The following is a 19,420-nucleotide window of genomic DNA, read 5'->3' on the forward strand; positions in this document are numbered from 1 at the left end:
GTTACAGAGAGAAGAGAAATGCAGCACTTTCAACATCTCGAGGATGACGTGCGGGAGCAACTGTTCCTGCATGCGCCTCGGTCGTTCGCGGATTCCGACGAGAGGGATCTGCTCGCGATTGCTCTGGGTGCAACTCTCTACGTTCCTGCCACTCGAGCCGGGTTGGCCGACATCGTGGTCAAGCGTGCGTCCGAGGGCGTCAGCTCGATGGTGCTCGATCTCGAGGACGCCGTCGCTGATCACGAGGTCGAATCGGCGCGAGCGAACGCGGTTGACGCTCTCGACAAGATCGCGTCCACCGACGCCGTCGGCATGCTGCTGTTCGTGCGGGTTCGTGAAGTCGCGGACATCCACAAGGTCGCCGCGTCGTTGACCGAGGGGCGCGCCGCGCTCACCGGGTTCGTCATCCCGAAGTTCGGCAGCGAGTCCGGCCCCGTGTTTCTCGACGCCGTCGCGGACGCATCCGAGTTGCTGGGTAAGCATCTCTACGCGATGCCGGTACTCGAATCACCCGCGCTGGTTCACCGCGATACACGTGATCTCGAATTGCGCACCATCAGTGGGATTCTCGCGCAACACCGCGAGCGCATCCTTGCCGTCCGCATCGGCGCCACCGACATGTGCAGCACCTTCGGTATCCGCCGCGACCGCGATCTGACCATCTACGACGTGCGCGTGGTGGTCGACGTCATCGCCGACATCGTCAACTACCTCGGGCGTGCCGACGGTTCGGGTTTTGTCATCACCGGGCCGGTGTGGGAGTACTTCGCCGATCACGAACGCATGTTCCGGCCGATGCTGCGCGCCACCCCGTTCGAGGAACATGACGCCGTCCGGTTCCGTCAGCATCTCGTCAGCCGCGACCTCGACGGTCTGCTCCGTGAGATCGCGCTGGACCGAGCCAACGGAATCCAGGGCAAGACGGTCATCCATCCGTCGCACGTCGCAGCGGTCAATGCATTGTCCGCTGTCACGCACGAGGAATATCACGATGCCCTCGACATTCTCGGTGCCGATGCCGGGGGAGTGCAGGCCTCCGGCTACCGGAACAAGATGAACGAGATGAAGCCGCATCGCAATTGGGCCCATCAGACTGCGCTCCGCGCTCACGTGTTCGGTGTGACCAACAAGGGCATCACGTTCGTCGAGTTGCTGACGGCGTTGGTCGATCGATGACAGAGGTTGTCCAGTCCCGGGACGTTCCCTGGGCTACAGCAGAATTCGGCTTGGACCTCGTTCACTGTGATTCGTCGCTCGGGCATTCGGTGCCTGATCTGGTGATCCCGGGTCTTCGGCGGAATCCGCGTCGCGCTCACCTGCTGGTGTCCACTGTGCTGGGAAAGCACGTGCCCACCGAGCCGTCCGTGGTCATCGGTGCTGCCGACGACCTCGGCGATCTGGTGCGGACAACCCTCGGTGAGGGTGTCGACGTCGTCGTGCTCGGGTTTGCTGAAACCGCAACAGGTTTGGGCCACTGCGTCGCAGCTCGCCTGCACGCTCACTGCTACCTGCACTCCACGCGCCGAGACGTACCAGGTGCCGCGACGCTCGCCGGATTCGAGGAGGGGCACTCGCACGCCACGAGCCATCTGATGCAGCCGACGTCCGCCGAACTGTTCGAGAACGACCTGCCACTGGTCCTCGTCGACGACGAGATCTCCACCGGCGCCACCGCGATCGATGCCATCCGGGCACTGCACGGGCAATGCCCGCGCAGCCGCTATGTCGTGGCCTCGCTGGTGGACATGAGAACCGAGGAACACCGAGCCGCCAGCGAAGCCGCGGCCACGGAACTGGGTGTACGAATCGACTACGTCTCTCTCGCTTCGGGTTCGACGGTCCTGCCCGACGGCCTGACCGAGCGCGTCACGGCGCTGGATGCTCCGGATCTCAACCCGATCGGTGATCGCCGCGGCACGCTGTCTCGGATGGATCTGCCGTGGCCCGCGCAAGTCCCCGACGGAGGCCGGCACGGTTTTCTCGATGGCGACACCGCGGCATTCGAGTCCGCCGTCGAGGCAGCGGTGTCCATTCTCGGATCGTCGATCGACGCGTCGCGTGCTGTGATCGTGATCGGTCACGAGGAGTTGATGTACCTGCCACTGCGCATCGCCGCGGGCTTGGAAAGCTCTGGGCGAGCGGTTCGGTACCAGACCACGACGCGTTCACCCGCCTACGTCGTCGACGTGCCGGGATACCCGCTGCGTCGCGGGTTCACCTTTCCGGCACCGGAACTGAGCGAGAACGAACCCCGATACGTCTACAACGCGCAGTGGCCTGACGCGGCGGTCGACGCCCTTGCCTTGCTCGTGGTGGACGAGCCCGCCGATACCGATCGGTTGACGGCGATGGACGGGGTGATCGAGGTGTTACGGAACTCCGGCACCGACGTCCTGGTCGCCACCGTTCGCGGGGCCGATCCGTCGGCGCTGCGAGAATCCAGAGCAGGAGGCTCGTCATGAACGAACCATTGGTCGGGCCCGAATTCGGTTCGTACGCGCCGGGTGAAGTGAAGTGGCTGCTCAAGGATCTTTCGCACGTGGATCTCGAAGCGGATGTATCCGTGCGCGAGAAGCGTATTCAGTCGGGTGAGGCGCACTATGCCGAGTCTCTTCCCATCGAGTACCAACCCGATCAGGCATACCGGGATCTGTTCGAGACGGTGCTCGCCGAGAGCGCTCCACGGTTGGCGCGCGCGGTCGGGACCGTGATGGACTTGGTCTTGGCCGAGCGGGGGAGTGACATCACGCTGGTCTCACTCGCCCGGGCCGGAACACCGATCGGGATTCTGATGCGGCGCTGGGCCCAGCAGACCCGCGGGCTCACGTTGCCGCACTATGCAGTGTCTATCGTCCGCGGCAAGGGTATCGATTCCGTCGCACTCGATTATCTTGCGCACCATCACGACTCGGAGAACGTCGTCTTCGTCGACGGCTGGACAGGTAAGGGCGCCATCGCCCGCGAACTCGACACAGCGTTGACGGAGTACCACGAGGCAGGCGGAGCGAAGTTCGACTCCGATCTGGCTGTTCTCGCCGACCCCGGACACTGCGTGCGAACGTACGGAACCCGCGACGACTTCCTGATCGCGTCGGCGTGCCTCAATTCGACGGTGTCCGGCTTGGTCTCACGAACAGTCCTCAATGACACCCTCATCGGGCCCGGCGATTTCCACGGCGCCAAGTTCTACGCCGACCTCGCCGACGTCGACGTCTCCAATCGGTTGCTCGACGTGGTCTCGGCCGAGTTCGATTCAGTTCGCGGCGACGCAGCGGATTCTCTTGCTGCAGTGCTCGATTCCGATCGGACGCCGACCTGGGCCGGCTGGGAGTCGGTGGAGAAGGTGCAGGCCGAGTACGGGATCTCGACGGTCAACTTCGTCAAACCCGGTGTCGGAGAAACAACCAGGGTGTTGCTGCGCCGGCTCCCCTGGAAGGTTCTGGTGCGTGAACTCGACGCCCCGGAGCATGCACACATCCGGTTGTTGGCGCAGGCCCGCGGGGTTCCGGTCGAGGTGGTACCCGACCTCGCCTACTCGTGTGTCGGGCTGATCAAGGACATCACGTGAGCCGTGCGGACACCGCTGCGTCCCAGGTCCTGATCGCTACGGATCTGGACCGCACGATGATCTATTCGCAGGCCGCGATCGGCGGCGATCCCAGTGGCTCCGACCTGGATTCGGCGCCGAGCCCGTTGTGCGTCGAGTACTACAACGGCGGTCCGCTCTCGCACATGAGCGTCGAATCGATCGAACTGCTGACCGCGCTGAGCTCGCGGGTTCCGGTGATTCCGACAACCACCAGGACCATCGCACAGTTCCAGCGGATCGATCTTCCCGGCGGACCGTGGAAGTACGCCATTACGAGCAACGGCGGAAACATCCTGGTGGACGGCGAAGCCGATCGCGAGTGGCGAAACAAGATCGACCGTTCGACCAGCAAGTCCGGCGCCGAGTTGCCGCAGGTTCAGGCGGAACTGGAATCGCGGATCGACTCGAGCTGGGTCAGCTCCATTCGTGTTGCCGACGACCTGTTTCCGTACCTGGTCGTCGATCTGGCCGTGATGCCGAGTGAATTCGAAACCGAATGGAATCACTGGTGCGTGACGCGGGGCTGGAACGTTTCGCGTCAAGGCCGGAAGATCTACACGATGCCCGACGCCGTGTCGAAGTCACGAGCGCTGGCAGAGGTGCGCCGCAGACTGGTCGAGTCGGGTGATCTGGATCAATCCGCAGTCGTGATCTCGGCAGGTGACGGCGCATTGGATGCGGACATGCTCGAATACTCCGATTTCGCGATCCGGCCGAGGCACGGTGAGCTGGAAGAACTGAATTGGCAACGGCCGACCGTTACTGTGACAGAAAGGTCCGGTATCGCAGCGAGCGCGGAGATATTGCGGTGGTTCTCTTCCGCGCTCGGGTAATACACGCTCTCTATGAAGGGGATTTAGTTGTCTGTATCGCTTGCCAAAGGGCAGAACGGCCCGCTGGACGTCTCGGATGTAGTTGTGTCGGTTCAGCTGGCTGCAGCCGCTGACCTGTCTGCGCTCCTCGTGACGAGCAACGGAAAAGTTCGTTCCGACGCCGACTTCGTCTTCTTCAACCAGCCGACCGGACCCGGCGTGCAATTGGTGCCCAACCCGGGTGGCATTGCCTCACTCCGAGTCTCGCTCGCCGGCGTCCCTGCCGATATCGAGCAGGTTCGCGCCGTCATCACGCTCGACGACGCTTCGTCGAACTTCGGGCGCAGCGCTGCACCCACCGCTCGGGTCTCCGACGCGGCCGGGAACGTGTTGTACGAGTACGTGATCGACGGTCTCACCACCGAGTCCATCGTCATCGCGCTCGAGGTATACCGACGCCAGGGTGCGTGGAAGGTGCGCGCCGTCGGCCAGGGGTACGCGGGTGGATTTGCCGCGCTGGTCACCGATCACGGTGTGTCCGTCGACGATGCGCCCGCGCCGCCGCCGCCCACTCCGGTCGCGGCTCCGGCTCCGATCACCCCGCCCTCGTCCGTCGCTCCTACTCCGCCGGCGTACAACCAGTCGCCGCAGCAGCAGCCTTCGTACAACGCGCCGCCGGTTCCGCCGGCCCCGCCCGCGTACAACCAGCCGCCTGCCTACAACCAGCCGCCTGCCTACAACCAGGGACCGACGCCGCCGGCCTACCCGCCGGCGCAGCAGCCTGCGTACAACCAGCAGCCGACGTACAACCAGGCACCCCCGGCGCCTCCCATGCAGAACCAGCCGCCGGCGCAGCAGCCCGAGGTGAGCCTGGTCAAGGGACGCCCCGTCAGCCTGACCAAGGGCCAGAAGGTCACGCTCCGCAAGGAGGGCGGCGTCGCGCTCACCATGATCCAGATGGGTCTGGGTTGGGATCCGATCAAGAAGAGCGGCCTGTTCGGAAGCCGTACCGCCGACGTCGACCTCGACGCTTCGGCACTCCTGTACGCCGACGGCAATCTCGTCGACGTCTGCTACTACGGTCAGCTGACGTCCAAGGACGGCTCGGTCCGTCACATGGGTGACAACCTCACCGGCGACGGAGACGGCGACGACGAGGTCATGCTCGTCGATCTGCAGCGGGTCCCGGCTCACGTGACCACCGTGATCTTCACCGTGACCTCGTACCGCGGACACACGTTCGAGCAGGTCTCCAACGCTTTCTGCCGTCTCGTGGACAGCACCACCAACTCCGAGCTCGCTCGATACACGCTCCAGGGCGGCATGGCTTTCACCGGAATGGTGATGGCAAAGGTGTACCGCGCGAACGGCGAATGGAAGCTGCAGGCCATCGGTGAAGGTATCCAGGCCAAGCACGCAGGAGAAGCTGCGCCGCAGCTGGGCCGTTTCCTCACTGCTTGAGTCGAGACTGCATAGTCGAGATGAATCCGGTTCGGCGGTAGGTGGTTTCGATCGCCGTCCGCCGAACCGGACATCGTTGTCCCCTCCGTGCGTTAACCTCATGCGGCATGTCGAGCCGTCAGTCGAGCGGCCGTGCGCGAGAGGACTTGGCACAGTAGATGATCACTCGAGGGAAACTTCTCGGTCGGGCGGCGGCCGTCGCAGGCGTTGTGCTGGCGCTCGTGAGCACCGGAATCGCGCAGGCTTCGGTGCCCCAGTCGGCACCGCCGGCAGGTTTTTCCGAGACCGGGATCAAGTACGTCGCCCTCGGTGACTCCCGCGCCTCCGGTCCAAGGCTGGAACCGATGTACCCCGACGCCTGCTCGCGTTCGTACGAGAACTTCGCGGGCAAAATCTCGCGGGCGCTCGACGTGGCCGAGTTCGCTGATGTCTCTTGCAGCGCGGCACGCGCCGAGAACATCATCGACACCCCACAGCTGATTCCGAACTACTGGCCCGTCCAGCTCGATGCCGTTCACCCGGACACCGACCTGATTACCATCTCGATCGGCGGCAACGACTCCAACAGCATCTTCCTCGGCCCCCTGTGCGTCGCTCCGGGACCGGGAACCGATCGTGGATGTCGGTACGACCCGCTCGCGAATTCCGTCGCCCAGTCCGGAATCGACCGGGCTGCCGGAGAATTGGATCGCATCCTGACCGCGGTCACGCAGCGCGCGCCTAACGCTCGCATCTACCTGATCGGAGAGGGCGGCATGATCTCCACTCGCGGATGCTGGCCGAACATCCCGTTCTCAGACGCCGACGCATCCTGGTTCATGGACTACTTCGCTCGCTACAACACGAAGTTCGACGAGGTCGCCCACGCCCACGGTGTGCGCACTGTCGACATTGCGGCGGCGAGCATCGCCGGCGGGCACGACGCGTGCGCGAGTGCAGATCAGCGTTGGTTCGAAGGCCTGTTCTCGGAGTCGACGGCGCAGCGCTTGCACTTCACGGACGCCGGGATGACCGCAGTGGCCGATCTAGTAGTGGCGGACCTGCAAGGCTGACCGAGAGAGCCCGGCCATGGCATAGTTCGCTGCTGTGGGTATGACTTTTGTTCCCGGACAGAACGCGCCGCTGCAGGCGCCCGTGGTGACGTTTCGAGCCGAGAGCCAGACGCCGTTCGACGTGTCGGCGCTGGTAGCGGACGCGAACCTGCGGGCATTGACGTCCGCGGACTTCGTGTTCTACAACCAACCATCCACCGCTGGAGTGCAACTCGACCAGAGCGGCATCCGGGTGGAACTCGATCGACTTCACCCCGATGCCGCAGCAGTGTTGTGCATCGTCAGCGTGGATCCGGCAGCGACGGCTGCGGGAGCCTTTCGCACGGCCGGGCTCTCCGCCACCCTGAGCGATCAATCCGGTTCGGTCCTGGCCGAATTCGCGATCCCCACCGCAGGTACCGAGACAGCGGTCATCTGCTGGGAGCTGTACCGAAAGTCCGGTGCCTGGAAGATTCGGGCCGTAGGGCAGGGCTATGCGGGTGGTCTGGCGGAACTGATCTCGGTGCACGGCGTCGAGGTCGACGACAAGCCGGCACAACCAGCTCCGACAGCCGCGCCCGCGTGGGACTCCGCCGTGGAGCCGTTGGAGGTGGGCCGAGGCCTCGAGCGCGCGTGGATGATCTTCGAGGACGCCTCGCGATCTGCCGCTTCCTTCGTCTCCAGCAGCGAGTACGCGCTGGCTCGGTTGGACGAAGATCTGACCGCTGCCGTCGCAGATCCGTCGTTGCGGAACTCGGCAGCGGGAGTGGCGGCGCGCGATGCCGCACAGAAGCGTCACGACGACCTCGTATCACTCGCGCGGGACAATCACGCCCGCGACAGCGCTCAGCTTGCGCACGAACTCGGCGTGATCGACGGCGTGCTCCCACGGTCGATGGCGTCGTGGAAGTCGGTGTCGTGGGCGGGTACAACCGATCCGGCCCAGATCACGGCCGTCAGCGACGGTATGCGTCTTGGCGAGCTTTCGGCTCCGGACCGCGGCACGCTCACCGTTCCCTACTGCGTCCCGCTCCCACTGCGTCGGCCCATCTGGGTGGACAGTACGTCGAGCAAAGCAGCGCTCGGTCTGATCAGTGCCGTCACCGTGCGCGTCATGGCCGCCGGCCCGATGCCGCTACTCGACGTCGTCGATCTGACCGGCTCGCTGACGCCACTGACCGACCGACTGGCACCGATGCTCGCGGGGCCGGTCATCACCGCTCACACCGAGATCTCGGCGCGCTTGCGGGCACTCGCCGAGGCCGTCGACATGGGCGAACTCGCGCGAATGAGTGGTGTCGCAGATGGCCCGAGTTCCCTGCGCCTGTTGATCCTCAGCGATTTCCCGCACGGATACTCCGCCGAAGACGCACAGGCCATCATGTTCCTCGCCGAACGCGGACCGGCAATCGGTTTGTCGATACTGATTGTCGGAGAGGACGAGTCGAACTTCGCGGAAGAATCCGTCGCCGCGCTGTCCGAGGGGTGCCAACATCTTTCGGCAGCAGGGCAGACGGAGGTTCACGATCCGTGGACCCGCACGCAATGGCACTTCACCCCGGACGTGCTCGACCCGATCTCCGAGTCGCGAATTCTGGCAGTGTTCGACCGCACCTAGTGGCCGATGGCGGATTGCCGAGCGCACAGGCAGAGTGGTGGTACGACCACGCGCGGTGTGTGGCGGCAATACTCGAGGAGACTCATGGCATTCTGGGATCAGTTGAAGGCTAAGGCTCAGGAGATGAACGGCCAGCTCAAGACAAAGACCAGCCAGTTCCAGAACAAGGAATTCAAGAACGCGAGCATGGCAATGTGCGCGTTGATCGCCGCCGCAGACGGTTCGATCGATCCGTCGGAGCGTCAGAAGACCGCCGCGCTGATCATGAGCAACGAGTCGCTCGCGGTCTTCCCGCCGGACGAGCTTCGTGAGCAGTTCGACTGGTACTGCAGCAAGCTGTCCTCGGACTACGAGTTCGGCAAGGTCGAGGCAACCGCGACCATCGCCAAGCTCAAGTCGAAGCAGGATCAGGCCCGCGCAGTCATCCAGATCGGCATCATCATCGGCGGCGCGGACGGCAACTTCGACGAGCACGAGCGCGGCGTCGTACGCGACATGTGTTTTGCAGTCGGAATCTCTCCGGCCGAGTTCGATCTCTGATCGATTCAGAGCATGAAAGCGGGTGCGGCGCGAAAGCGCCGCACCCGCTTTTCTTTTCAGTACTCGGGATAACCGTCCTCGGGTCCCAGCATGCGCTCGATCCTCGTCCGCGTGATCTTGGCGAGCTCGTCGACGCAGACCTTGCGCTCGACGGACCGCTCGTTGGACATGCGCTGGCCGATGTTCTCGAGCAGGTCGTCGGCGTCGTGGCCGTGCGAACACCACAGATACCGGAAGCCGAAGTTCCGCTCGTACTCCTCGCCGGCGCGATAGATGGTTGCCATGACGGCGTCGTCCGGAACCCAGATCGAGCATTGCTCGAGGTGGGACGGCACGCTGTTCCTACGGACGCCGACCGGTGGATGGCATTGCAATGCTCGCTCGACGTCCTCGTCCGAGAGGTTGAGAATCGCGTCCTCGGCGCGCGAGAGGATCTCCGCGTGATCGGCGAACGGACGTCCGTCGCTGACCCACCCGGCCCACGTCAGAGAGCAGCAGCACTCGAACAATGCGTGAACCGCCTTCTGTCGCGGTAGTTCGTTGAAGCGCTCCAACCCGATCGATTGATGTAGCAGCATGTGACCTCCCGGCCCGTTGTGCCTTCAGGCGCGCTCGACATGCCGCGCGGTAACCAGATGCGCGGCCATTTCGATAATCCGCCGCTTCACCTGGGAAAGGAAGGTTTGCTCACCGAGTTTTCAGGTTCTTAACGCGGCGTAACGAGCTGACCCACACAACGCAGGAGCCCCACCGGCGACAACCGGCGAGGCTCCAGACCGGGAATCTCTAGAAGGAAAAACCCGATCATGACTGACGCTATTCGCCGGCCGGCCTATATCCAGCCAAGGCGCTCGCTCTCGCGATCGTCATTGCCCTCGGCATCACCGCGTGGCGCATTCGTACCTTCCTTCGGCCACCACCGGGACCGGTTCTACGAGCTGCACTCGAGGATGCGTGGAAGACGAGATTGCGGCCACCCACTGCTCCAGGGAACAAACGACGATGTTCCACATTTCGCCACCATCGTTGCGGACGAGCGGCAATCGCGCAGATTGTTGCGGACTGCCGCATCGACGCCGTGCTCGACGACCCACGCTTCGAGCAGCCCCCTACTAGGCGTAATGGTGCCTGTAGCGTCCATGCCATGGGCTCCCGAAATTCCCGGCGATGGGGATATGCGCTGACGGCATTGGCGGTCATCGCGGCCGGTATCTCGGTCTTCGGCCCACAGAGCTTTCCGGGGCGAGAGCCGACAGTCATCGGGGCCAAAGTCTGGAACATCGATCCCGACGGCACCATCACTGAGATTACGGATTCGGACCTCGTTGCCGAAACCACGTTCGAGGACCCGCCGCCGCTCCGGGCAAGCGGTCGTCCGTGAGTTCCACGCCGAGGAGGGCTGGGGTGTACTCGACGCAGCCGAAATTCCCGGCGGTTGTTGGGTGTTCTACTCCGAGATTGTGGCGACTGGGTACCGCGTCCTGACTCCAGGCCAGCTAGTGGACCTTGAATACGAGGATCTTGTTGCGCAGTACGGTTCCTACGCGCACCAGGATGGCTACCGTTATCGTGCTACGTCAGTCCGTCCGTGAACGGGCGATGCAGAAGATCAGGCCAGGTCTGGTACCGCGGATTTGGACGGCTTTTGGCGTGCGAAGTGGAATACCGGGAGTGCACCGACGGCGGACTCAGACACCCAGCATTCAAAGGTTTGCGCATCGACAAGACCGCCGATGACGTTAAGGTGCCTTTATTCGATACAGATGCAACATAGGTCGTATTTTGCGGCTGCCGTTGGCGCAGGAAGCCTGAGTTAGTTGAGGCCGTGCCGACTGCGTCCGAAGTGTGATTTGAGGTGCGGCGGGAACGGATGCATCAATGTTGCATCTGACGCAACTTCGCATTTGACGTAATTGGCGGGGTGTGGGTTGGTGCTGTTCGAGGGTGACAGACAGTATCGGGGGGTGACTGACTGGAGACATAGACGAGTGGAATCCGCTCTCAAGGGCCAGAACCCGACCGTGCTGACATCACTGCCGGAGGCATTCGCTGTGATCGGGGACGTCCAGTGGTTGCCGGGATACTGTGTCCTTCTGACAGATGACCTCACCGTCACACGGTTGAGTGACCTTCCTCGACCTCGCCGGCTGACGTACCTCGAGAGCGTCGATCGGCTCGCCTGCGCAGTAGAAAATGCCTGCCTCCGGACGGACAGCGATTTTCGGCGGGTGAACATCGAGATTCTGGGAAACACAGACGATTTCCTACACACTCACATCTGGCCCCGCTACGAATGGGAACCCGAGCGGTACCGACGGATGCCCGTCTGGCTCTACCCTCCTAGTCATTGGACTGCCCCGGCTCACCAGCTCGCCGCAAGACATGATCCGTTACGTGCAGCAATCACCGATGCCCTCCGCACCTGAGATGGCGGCTGCACCTCGACCCAACAGCGACGGTCAGCACTGAGCTCAGGAGTCAGTCAGCGGCATGACGAGGGACAAAGAAATTCGCACTCAAACCCACTGCAGTCCGACACCCACGGGAACTTCCGGAATACTGCACCTTCCGGAATACTGCACATCCGCCAGTTAACCTTCCGGGTCGTCACTGAGTCAGTGCAGCAGCATAATTGGGGAGTTCACTGATGGACATACGGTGGTTCTGCTTGAGCCCGTTTCCGCAACCTGTCCGAGAGTGGCCGTGGATGATTGCGGTGCAAGTTCGGCTGAGCTGGGAATGAAGATCTCGCACGTTCAGGGGTGAATGTCGCGGGCAGGGCTTGGTAGGTCTCGTCGCTTTCGCATGGGGCTCACCAGCAGGATGAGGCCGCATGGGGCGATCAGCATTGCCATGATCCACATGGTTGAGGCTAGGCCGACGCGGTCGCCGAGAAACCCCGGCCAGGAGGGCACCGAGGGGATGCTGCTGTGTAGGACGAACATGCTCGTCGCGACCACGCGGCCGAGAAGTTCAGGTGGGCAGTAGGTCTGCCGGAAGCTCCCGAGGACGACATTGCAGGAGACGACCCCGGCGACCATGACGAAACCACTTCTGTCAGGTCGGCCATTGTGACTGAGATGGGCTTTGGCGTCGCGGGGTCTATCGTGCGCATGCGGTCGTGATCGGTTGTTCGAGCTCACTCGTTCGGGTCCTCGTCGGGTGGGATCATTGCTGCGACCTGAGATGAGGCGACGCAGAACGGGTGCCCGGCAGGGTCGAGGAAGACCCGGAACCGCTGATCACCCGGTTGGTGAGAAGCAAGCTCTGCACCGAGATCGCGCAGCTGCTGTTCGGCTTCTGGAAGGTTGTCGACGCTGAAGTCGAGGTGAAGTCGACGAGGCGCGTCCGGGTTGGGCCACAGGTCTGGTGCATGATTGTCAACGCGTTGGAAATCAATGCGGACATCCTGTTCACTCGTGAGTACTACGAAATCCGGGTTGGCTGAACGAAGTTGTCCACCAAGGAACTTCTTATAGAACTCTGCTAGTTCTCTGGGCTGCGGGCAGTCGACGGTCACGGCGAACAACTTTGCAGGAAGCGGCATGCGACAGTTCTATCAGGGCTCCGGCATCACGCCGCCAGTTCTGTGCTCTGACAGGGGGCGTGTGGGAAGCGATGGGGAAGGCGGCGTCATGACTGTGTCCGAGGTATTCGAGCCGGTCAGCACTGAGCGGTTGGTGCTCCGCGGATACCGCGCAGATGACGTGGACGATCTGCTGCGTTATTACAGCCGTCGTGAGGTGTGTCGGTTTCTGTTTGACGATCCGTGGACGATCGAACATGCGCGGAAGGTGGTCGAGCGGAAGGTTTCGCGCCGAAGCCTCAGCGACGGTGATCTGGCGCTTGTCGTCGAGTATGAGGGCCGGGTGGTGGGCAATGTGGGGGCATGGTCGATCGAAGGGACCGAACACTCTGCGGAACTCGGATGGGTGTTTTCCCCCGAGGTTGCGGGGAAGGGGTTCGCGACGGAAGCGGTGACCGCGTTGCTCGATCTCGTGTTCGCATCACCGTCGTTGCATCGGGTGAGGGCGCAGATGGATGCGCGAAACGATGCTTCTTCGCGGCTCGCACGTCGTGTGGGAATGCGACGGGAGGCCCATTTCCGGGAGGATATGTGGGTCAAGGGCGAGTGGACCGACACTGTGGTATTCGCTGTGCTTGCTGACGAGTGGTCGCCGACATCGTGCTGAGAAGTGAGCGATCGGAGATGGTGGTTTTCAGAAGGGGGTGGACCTTGAGATCGGTTGTGGGTGTGGTTGTTTCGCTCGCCGCCACCGTCTCGATAAGCGCCTGCAACGCAACGGCGCCCGAAACGGTCCCGAGTTCGGTTCCTCGGGATGCGTCGCCCACCACCGTTGTACATGCGTTTTTGGATGCGTTGAATGCGCATGACGTGGAGGCGGCGAAGCGTTTGCTGAGTCCTGAGTTCGAGCAGCGGTACGAGAGCAGTGCGGATAGTTGGTTCACCAACATCGTCAGCATCACGAACATCGAGGTCGGGGATCCATTGCCTCAGGTCCCCGAGGGTAACGGGATGTCCGGGTACCAGCAGGGCGTTCAAGTCTTGACTCAATTCGACTTGGAACAGCGGACTGTCGTGTCGATGCACAATGGCGCTACTTCGTGGGGGTACATGCTCGCCCGCGAGTCTGACGGTGACCCTTGGCTCATTGTCAGTCAGGGAATGGGGTAGCGCTGGAAATCAACCGATCCATCTGTCACGGATGGTCCGCCGAAACGCCGATCGAGGACTTCACCCGGATCCTGAACCCGCGGCAATTGGCCGGATGATGTGAGTGCGGGGAGAGCGCAGTGGGGTAGACCGTCGGTTCGTTGCGTCGAGTTCTCAGGGACCGCCTTGGAGCGTGTACGGGACGAACATCCCGTTCGCTCCTTGCGCAAGGACGGTGACGGGTTGGCTGGTGGTGACGGGCCGTCCCGGCCGAATTGCGGCGTACAGGTCGATGTTCTCGTCGTCGATGTGGTCGACTTTCGAGTAGTCGTATCCACTCGCAGGTCGTGGCATGTCGGCGACGGGGTCGCCGTTGCGGTTGTAGTGCCGGTGACGGTAGGTGAGACTGATCGGGAATCCGTCAGTGGGTGTCCGGTGACGCGAGTAGTAGAGACCGCCGTAGATGGACACCACGACGAGTGTTCCGGCGATCACAAGCATGACGAACGCTGCGACGGCGTTCGTCGGCCACAGCCGTGTCCCTTTGCGCATGCACGAAGTATGGCGAACAGTAGGCACTTCCGTCTGGCGGGTTTTCGATGTCGGGCTACAGACCCGGTGGTGGGTTGTTTCGGGATAAGTAAACGACGTCATCATCTGTGAGCCAGGATGTACCAGATCAAGATTGCGAAGAGGGATGCCAGCGAGCAGTAGGCGAGGAAGCCTCCCATATCAATCCAGGTCCGTTTCCCGAAGGGGCCTGGGCTTACCAGCGACACCTGGACTTCACGCCTTCTGCGTCGGGCGAGGTGGATCCACCACACGGCAACATTGCCCACGCCCCATCCCAGCAGTAGCCACCTGAGCGCCCTGTTGGCTTTGTCGACTGAAGTTCGGTCCTCACTGTGCGAGCTATGCGCCACCGCGCAGGAACCGTCGGTTCAATGAACTGCCGTACTTGTGGACCAGATGCCGCTAGCGCACTCGCTCTGTCCCAGATGGGTGGCTTCGGCCTGGGCGAACTCGCGGTCACTGCGGCAATTTGGCGGTGGGGGACGTTCAGTTGTCGTGCTGTTTACCTAGCTCTGCGGCTCTATTGTGAGCGGCGGCGATCGCCGCGAGCACGGCGGTGTGAACTCCACGATTCTCCAGTTCGCGGATCGCGCTGATCGTCGTTCCTCCGGGCGAAGTGACCGCTTCGCGCAGACTGCTCGGATTGTCGTCTGACTCAGCGAGCATCTTTGCCGAACCTACGGCCGACTGAATGATCAGCTTTTCGGCGATCGCTCGCGGCAGACCGAGCCGGATCCCGGCGTCGACCATCGCTTCGACGAGGTAGAAAAAGTACGCCGGCCCTGACCCGGACAGTGCTGTGACGGCGTCCAACTGTGGCTCGGCCAGTTCGATGACCTCCCCGACGTGCTCGAACATGGTCTTGACGGTGGCTACATGCTCGGCGGTGGCGTGCCGGCCGGCGGCGAGAACACTCATCGCTTCGCCCACCATCATGGGGGTGTTCGGCATGGCCCGGACGACCGGAACGTCGCCGAGGCGGTGTTCGAACAGTGCAGTGGGCAGGCCGGCGCACACGGTCACAAGGAGCTTGTGGGCTGTCATTGCGATGCTCAGCTCTTCGAGCGTCACGTGGATGTCTTGCGGTTTCACGGCTACGACCAGCACATCCGCTCGTTCGACGGCCGCCCGTGTCTCGACGGCTTTCACGCCGTACTTGGCGGTCAGCTGTTGTGCGTGGTCGGCTCGACGCGTGGTGAACAGGAGATCTTCGGGCTTGTGTCCACCGCGCAGCAGGCCCGACATGAGGGCTTCGCCGATCATTCCTGCACCCAGTACCGAGATCACCATGGCGCCGAGCATAGCGGTCTGCCGACGGTCAGTTGGGTGGTGTTGTGGCGGCATTGTGTAACGGCTTTGAATGTCGTGGATTCTCAACGAACAAGCTATTCGATTGGTGTGGAACCGATTTCACGGGCATGTGGAGATAGTGCACGTTCCAGATACTGCACACCGCCAGTCAACCTGCCGGGTCGTCGCTGAGTCGGTACAGCAGACTGCTTGAAGAAGGTTCACGAGGAAGTTTTGACGTGCCGGACACCCTTCACCGGCAACGAGTCTCACTGACGAATGGTTTGCGTTTGTGCAAATTCTTCACCAGAAGGCACCGAACACGGCCGCCGAGGTGCGTGCGCTGCGATCGCTTTCTGACAAGGACGCCGAACGCGCTACAGCGCCGTGGACAGCAGAGTTTCGGGAGTTCATTTCTCTTCGCGATGGCCAAAACGGCGGATCGGTGAAGAAGACTTCGTCGGAAGTGCGGCGAGCGCGATGCTATCTCCCGGCGGTCACTGTGTTGCTTCTTCGGTTCTTCACTGCGACGGTGGCCGGTTGTTCCGAGAGGCATTGATTCCAGCAGCGAGCACGATGGTGAGGAGTGCCAGAGCGCATGCGGTCCACGCTGCGGTCGAGTAGCCCGAGTTGGTTGGGGAAAAGGAACCGGTCACTGTGTGCGCGGCCAAGATCACACCACTGGCGGCACTACCGATGGAGAAGCCGACCGAACGCACAACCTGGTTGACGCTCATCGCGGCCGCGGTCTCTTCGGAGGGTGTAACTGCCAGGATCACCTGGGGCATCACGGCGGAGAAGCCTCCGACACCGAAGCCCAACAACCCCATGATCGCGATCGGCCACGCCACGCCCATGTCGCGGACGGTGGCGAACAGGACACACGCGAGGGCGATAACGACACCGTTGGCGATGAGTAGACCAAATGGGCTGACCTTGCGGCGCGCCTTGGGCACTACACGTCCTGCGACGAAACCCAACGCGGAGAACGGGACCAGCACCAAGCCCGCCTCGACCTCGTTGAGCCCGTAACCGTAGCCGACCTCCGGGGGAGTCTGAACGAAGCGGGTGATCAGGGTGAAGAGCAAGTACATGGCGATACCGGAGACGAACATTATCAGGTTGGCGCCAGCGACCGCCGGGTGCCGCAGCGCGGTCAGATCCACCAGCGGATGCGCCACTTTCCGCTCGACGGCGACCCACACGGCCAACACCGCTGCCCCGCCGAGGAGGACCGATACGACTACCATCGGCCTGCTCGACCACCAGCTCGACTGGCTCGTAACTACAAGCACCGCAACAAGACCGACGGAGAGAAGGGACGCTCCCCACCAGTCCACCGACTCCTTGTCCGGTGCGGCCGTACTGTCAGCTGGGAGTGCAACGACGGCGGTGATCAGCGCGGCGACTGCGACCACGACACCGAGTAGGTATGCCGCGCGGACGCCCCAAACTTGGACCAACAAGCTCGCGATGGGGTATCCCACGCCGATGCCGACGGTGGAGGCCACGGACAGCATTGCGATCGTGCCCTCTGCGCGGTCCCGGAGGTGTTGGCGGGCGGTGGCCATCATCAGTGCAGTCAGGCCCAATCCGATCCCCTGTGCTGCCCGACCGAGCAGGAGCACGACGAACGGTGCGGGCACGACGGTCGCCACGCTGCCCAGCGCCACGACGGTCAGAGTGGAGAGGACGACTTTTCGCCGCCGGTGGGCGGCGCCGAGGCGGCCGAGAAGCGGGGTGGCGACAGCGCCTGTCAGCAGTGTGATGGTCAACGTCCATTGAGCAGTGGACAGTGAAACGTCGTAGTCCTCGGCTACGGAGGTGATGAGGGGCGCTCCCAAGCTTCCGATTGCTGCGACCACCAATGCGATGAAGACCAGTGCCGCCACCATGTTGGTGTCGCCGCGCTTGGCGGTTCCGCTGGGGTGTGTCTCGGGAGTTGTGGAGGCGTTCATTGGTTGTTCTCCTCGGCCAGATGATCGAACAGTCCGGCATGGATGCGGGTGCGGATGCCGCGCGCCCACTCGGTGTCGAGGTCGTCGATGTCCAGCGCCGCGGCGACGTTGAGCAACATGCCGTAGGCGAGGAAACTTTTCACCGCCACCGGAGGCATACCCGTGTGATCGGCTGTCGCCGTCCACATTCCGGACATGTGATTGCGCACCACATCGCGAACCTCGCGGTCACCGCATGAGGCGAAGGCTTGCAGTTGTACCAGCAACTCGGTGCGGTTCGACAGGGTGCTGTTGTTGTAGTACTCGCCCATCACGGCAACCGACTCGGGTCCTGTGGTGTCTGCCGCTGTACGGTCCATTCCGTCGATGAGGTGCGTGAACGCACGCTGGACGACTTGGAGGAACAGTTCCTTCTTGGTGCCGAACAGCCGAAAGATGTAGGCCTGCGAGATTCCCGCGCGATGGGCGAGTGATTCCATCGACGCGCCGTGCAGGCCACCCGCGGCGAACTCCTCGGCTGCCAGAGCGAGCAGCTGTTCGCGTCGCTGCTGGGCGGTCATTCGCTTGACTTCACGTTTACTCACCCCGCCGAGAGTAGTAGTTAGTAGTCACTAACTACTAACAAAAATTCGAATTTGATGGTAGATATGTGACGGAACACTCCCGTTGTCGACGCCGCCAATCGGGGAGGGAAATGCGGACCTGACGCGGCAGCGGTATGCCCAAAGGCCGGGCAGTTCATCGCCTTTCTTGACGTTCCTGCGGATGTTGGGCGCCGGAGGGATCCTTAACGGAGTGAGGCTCCTTGACTCGGAAATGCTGACCGCAGCGCAGCAGAGCCATTCAATGGTGTTCGGGCGGGCAGCATCGGTCAATCCCACAACATCACACGACATTGATCTGCTACCAGGCACTTCGGTGTCGTGGTCATTGCTGGGTATGCGTAACGAGGAGCGCACACCGCAGGACCGCCCGGTCGGGACAGTGGCCTGGCCAGGCGGCGCGAACTGCTACTACTGGGTGGACACGGACGGAGCGACGGCGGGCGTTCTGTTCACGCAACTCGTCCCATTCGCGGACCCTGACGTGGTTCGGCTCTTCGCCGATATCGAGCAGGCAATTCGCACCTGACGCGCTTGCACCCGATGTCGACTTCAGCGACAACCGGGTGCGATTCCTGAACCCCAGCCGGTGATGATCCGCCTACCGTTCGCTCTGACGAGTTTTCAGCCGTCACAGATCGGGCCCGACGATGAGGTGATCGACCCGGACGTCGTTCAGCGAACAGTTATCGACACGGTCCACTCGGTGCACCGCGCCCGGGGTCGGTCGTAGAAGGCAGCATCTTCCGTCGGGCTCCCCGTCAGCGAGGGGTCTCGCTTAGTTGGTTCGTCGAAATCGATGGTCAGACTGACGCTTTCGTATTCCATTACCACGGGAATCGGTGAGGACGTGATTGTCGCGAACTGACAGGCGGCCGTGGTGCCCATTTGTGTTCGACGAGTGAGTCCCTGATCGGTCCGTCTAGGGAATAGTGCATGTTTCGAATACTGCACATCCGCCAGTCAACCCGCCGGGTCGTCACTGATTCAGTGCAACAGCACAATTGAGGAAGGTTCGTTGTGGACAATTGGTGGTTGTACTGGAGCCCGTTTCCTCAGCCTGTCCGTGAGTGGCTGTGGATGATCGTGCAACAGATTTGGCCTAGCTGAGAATGGGTTACGGCCATTATTCACGCCCTGCCCTCGTACAGATCAGCTGCGATATCGATGGTCAACCCGGAACCGTGCGGGCCACCGCCGAGGTAGTAGATCCCGGAAATCCGCTTGGGATAGGAGTTGGCATCGACGATCGCCTCGGATCAGGCGTCTAG

Annotated in this window: 19 protein-coding genes; 13 read left to right on the plus strand and 6 right to left on the minus strand. The window is 62.6% G+C overall.

Annotated features, from left to right (window positions below):
- Positions 1-18: 18 nt before the first annotated feature.
- The 8 genes from QMA15_RS19350 to QMA15_RS19385 all read left to right on the plus strand — a co-directional run bounded on the left by QMA15_RS19350 (position 19) and on the right by QMA15_RS19385 (position 9,051).
- A complete protein-coding gene (locus tag QMA15_RS19350; RefSeq protein ID WP_021342746.1) occupies positions 19-1,176 on the plus strand; it encodes an HpcH/HpaI aldolase/citrate lyase family protein in 1,158 nt (385 codons plus the stop codon).
- On the plus strand, positions 1,173-2,462 hold the full coding sequence (locus QMA15_RS19355) for a phosphoribosyltransferase family protein (protein WP_279163014.1): 1,290 nt from the start codon (positions 1,173-1,175) through the stop codon (positions 2,460-2,462). Before QMA15_RS19350 ends, QMA15_RS19355 begins: the two co-directional genes overlap by 4 nt.
- The gene (locus QMA15_RS19360) at positions 2,459-3,568 is read left to right on the plus strand and encodes a cysteine protease StiP family protein (protein WP_020906052.1); all 1,110 of its coding nucleotides are present in this window, start codon (positions 2,459-2,461) and stop codon (positions 3,566-3,568) included. The genes QMA15_RS19355 and QMA15_RS19360 overlap by 4 nt, the downstream gene beginning before the upstream one ends.
- Positions 3,565-4,422: an HAD family hydrolase gene (locus QMA15_RS19365; protein WP_279163015.1), complete on the plus strand. Its 858-nt coding sequence runs from the start codon at positions 3,565-3,567 to the stop codon at positions 4,420-4,422. Before QMA15_RS19360 ends, QMA15_RS19365 begins: the two co-directional genes overlap by 4 nt.
- A gap of 27 nt (positions 4,423-4,449) precedes the next feature.
- The gene (locus QMA15_RS19370) at positions 4,450-5,862 is read left to right on the plus strand and encodes a TerD family protein (RefSeq protein WP_279163016.1); all 1,413 of its coding nucleotides are present in this window, start codon (positions 4,450-4,452) and stop codon (positions 5,860-5,862) included.
- A gap of 158 nt (positions 5,863-6,020) precedes the next feature.
- A complete protein-coding gene (locus QMA15_RS19375) occupies positions 6,021-6,914 on the plus strand; it encodes a GDSL-type esterase/lipase family protein (protein WP_019746740.1) in 894 nt (297 codons plus the stop codon).
- Between the two features lie 40 nt (positions 6,915-6,954).
- Positions 6,955-8,511 (plus strand): TerD family protein, encoded by a 1,557-nt coding sequence (locus QMA15_RS19380; protein WP_279163017.1) that lies wholly within the window; start codon positions 6,955-6,957, stop codon positions 8,509-8,511.
- An 84-nt stretch (positions 8,512-8,595) separates the two neighbouring features.
- Entirely contained in the window at positions 8,596-9,051 is a 456-nt protein-coding gene (locus QMA15_RS19385; RefSeq protein ID WP_003941110.1) for a TerB family tellurite resistance protein, read from the plus strand.
- Between the two features lie 56 nt (positions 9,052-9,107).
- Here QMA15_RS19385 and QMA15_RS19390 read toward each other — a convergent pair whose 3' ends face one another.
- Entirely contained in the window at positions 9,108-9,629 is a 522-nt protein-coding gene (locus QMA15_RS19390; protein WP_019746742.1) for a 2-oxo-4-hydroxy-4-carboxy-5-ureidoimidazoline decarboxylase, read from the minus strand.
- Positions 9,630-10,195: 566 nt separating this feature from the next.
- Here QMA15_RS19390 and QMA15_RS19395 point away from each other — a divergent pair.
- Positions 10,196-10,432 carry a hypothetical protein gene (locus QMA15_RS19395; RefSeq protein WP_279163018.1) on the plus strand — a complete coding sequence of 79 codons (237 nt, stop codon included), beginning with the start codon at positions 10,196-10,198 and terminating at the stop codon, positions 10,430-10,432.
- Between the two features lie 607 nt (positions 10,433-11,039).
- Complete coding sequence (locus QMA15_RS19400) at positions 11,040-11,477, plus strand: diadenosine tetraphosphate hydrolase (protein WP_290285955.1); 438 nt, start codon at positions 11,040-11,042, stop codon at positions 11,475-11,477.
- A 713-nt stretch (positions 11,478-12,190) separates the two neighbouring features.
- Here QMA15_RS19400 and QMA15_RS19405 read toward each other — a convergent pair.
- Positions 12,191-12,598: a VOC family protein gene (locus QMA15_RS19405; protein WP_279163019.1), complete on the minus strand. Its 408-nt coding sequence runs from the start codon at positions 12,596-12,598 to the stop codon at positions 12,191-12,193.
- An 88-nt stretch (positions 12,599-12,686) separates the two neighbouring features.
- Here QMA15_RS19405 and QMA15_RS19410 point away from each other — a divergent pair, with 88 nt between their 5' ends.
- Both QMA15_RS19410 and QMA15_RS19415 read left to right on the plus strand, forming a co-directional pair.
- Complete coding sequence (locus QMA15_RS19410; RefSeq protein WP_279163020.1) at positions 12,687-13,244, plus strand: GNAT family protein; 558 nt, start codon at positions 12,687-12,689, stop codon at positions 13,242-13,244.
- Positions 13,245-13,288: 44 nt separating this feature from the next.
- Positions 13,289-13,747 carry a nuclear transport factor 2 family protein gene (locus tag QMA15_RS19415; RefSeq protein WP_279163021.1) on the plus strand — a complete coding sequence of 153 codons (459 nt, stop codon included), beginning with the start codon at positions 13,289-13,291 and terminating at the stop codon, positions 13,745-13,747.
- A gap of 153 nt (positions 13,748-13,900) precedes the next feature.
- Here QMA15_RS19415 and QMA15_RS19420 read toward each other — a convergent pair whose 3' ends face one another.
- The 4 genes from QMA15_RS19420 to QMA15_RS19435 form a co-directional block, all read right to left on the minus strand.
- Positions 13,901-14,278, minus strand: coding sequence for a hypothetical protein (locus QMA15_RS19420; RefSeq protein WP_279163022.1), 378 nt, complete (start codon positions 14,276-14,278; stop codon positions 13,901-13,903).
- Positions 14,279-14,785: 507 nt separating this feature from the next.
- The gene (gene proC, locus QMA15_RS19425) at positions 14,786-15,589 is read right to left on the minus strand and encodes a pyrroline-5-carboxylate reductase (RefSeq protein ID WP_037133959.1); all 804 of its coding nucleotides are present in this window, start codon (positions 15,587-15,589) and stop codon (positions 14,786-14,788) included.
- 521 nt (positions 15,590-16,110) lie between these two features.
- Positions 16,111-17,547, minus strand: a complete 1,437-nt coding sequence (locus QMA15_RS19430) for an MFS transporter (protein WP_151531558.1) — start codon at positions 17,545-17,547, stop codon at positions 16,111-16,113.
- A complete protein-coding gene (locus QMA15_RS19435; RefSeq protein ID WP_341464786.1) occupies positions 17,544-18,131 on the minus strand; it encodes a TetR/AcrR family transcriptional regulator in 588 nt (195 codons plus the stop codon). The genes QMA15_RS19430 and QMA15_RS19435 overlap by 4 nt, the downstream gene beginning before the upstream one ends.
- Before the next feature lie 211 nt (positions 18,132-18,342).
- On the opposite strand from QMA15_RS19435, the gene QMA15_RS19440 reads away from it, so the two are divergent.
- Entirely contained in the window at positions 18,343-18,678 is a 336-nt protein-coding gene (locus QMA15_RS19440; RefSeq protein WP_192804668.1) for a hypothetical protein, read from the plus strand.
- Positions 18,679-19,420: the final 742 nt, after the last annotated feature.

It is taken from the genome of Rhodococcus sp. APC 3903 (assembly GCF_030407755.1).
In the GTDB taxonomy this organism is placed as follows: Bacteria; Actinomycetota; Actinomycetes; order Mycobacteriales; family Mycobacteriaceae; genus Rhodococcus_F; species Rhodococcus_F erythropolis.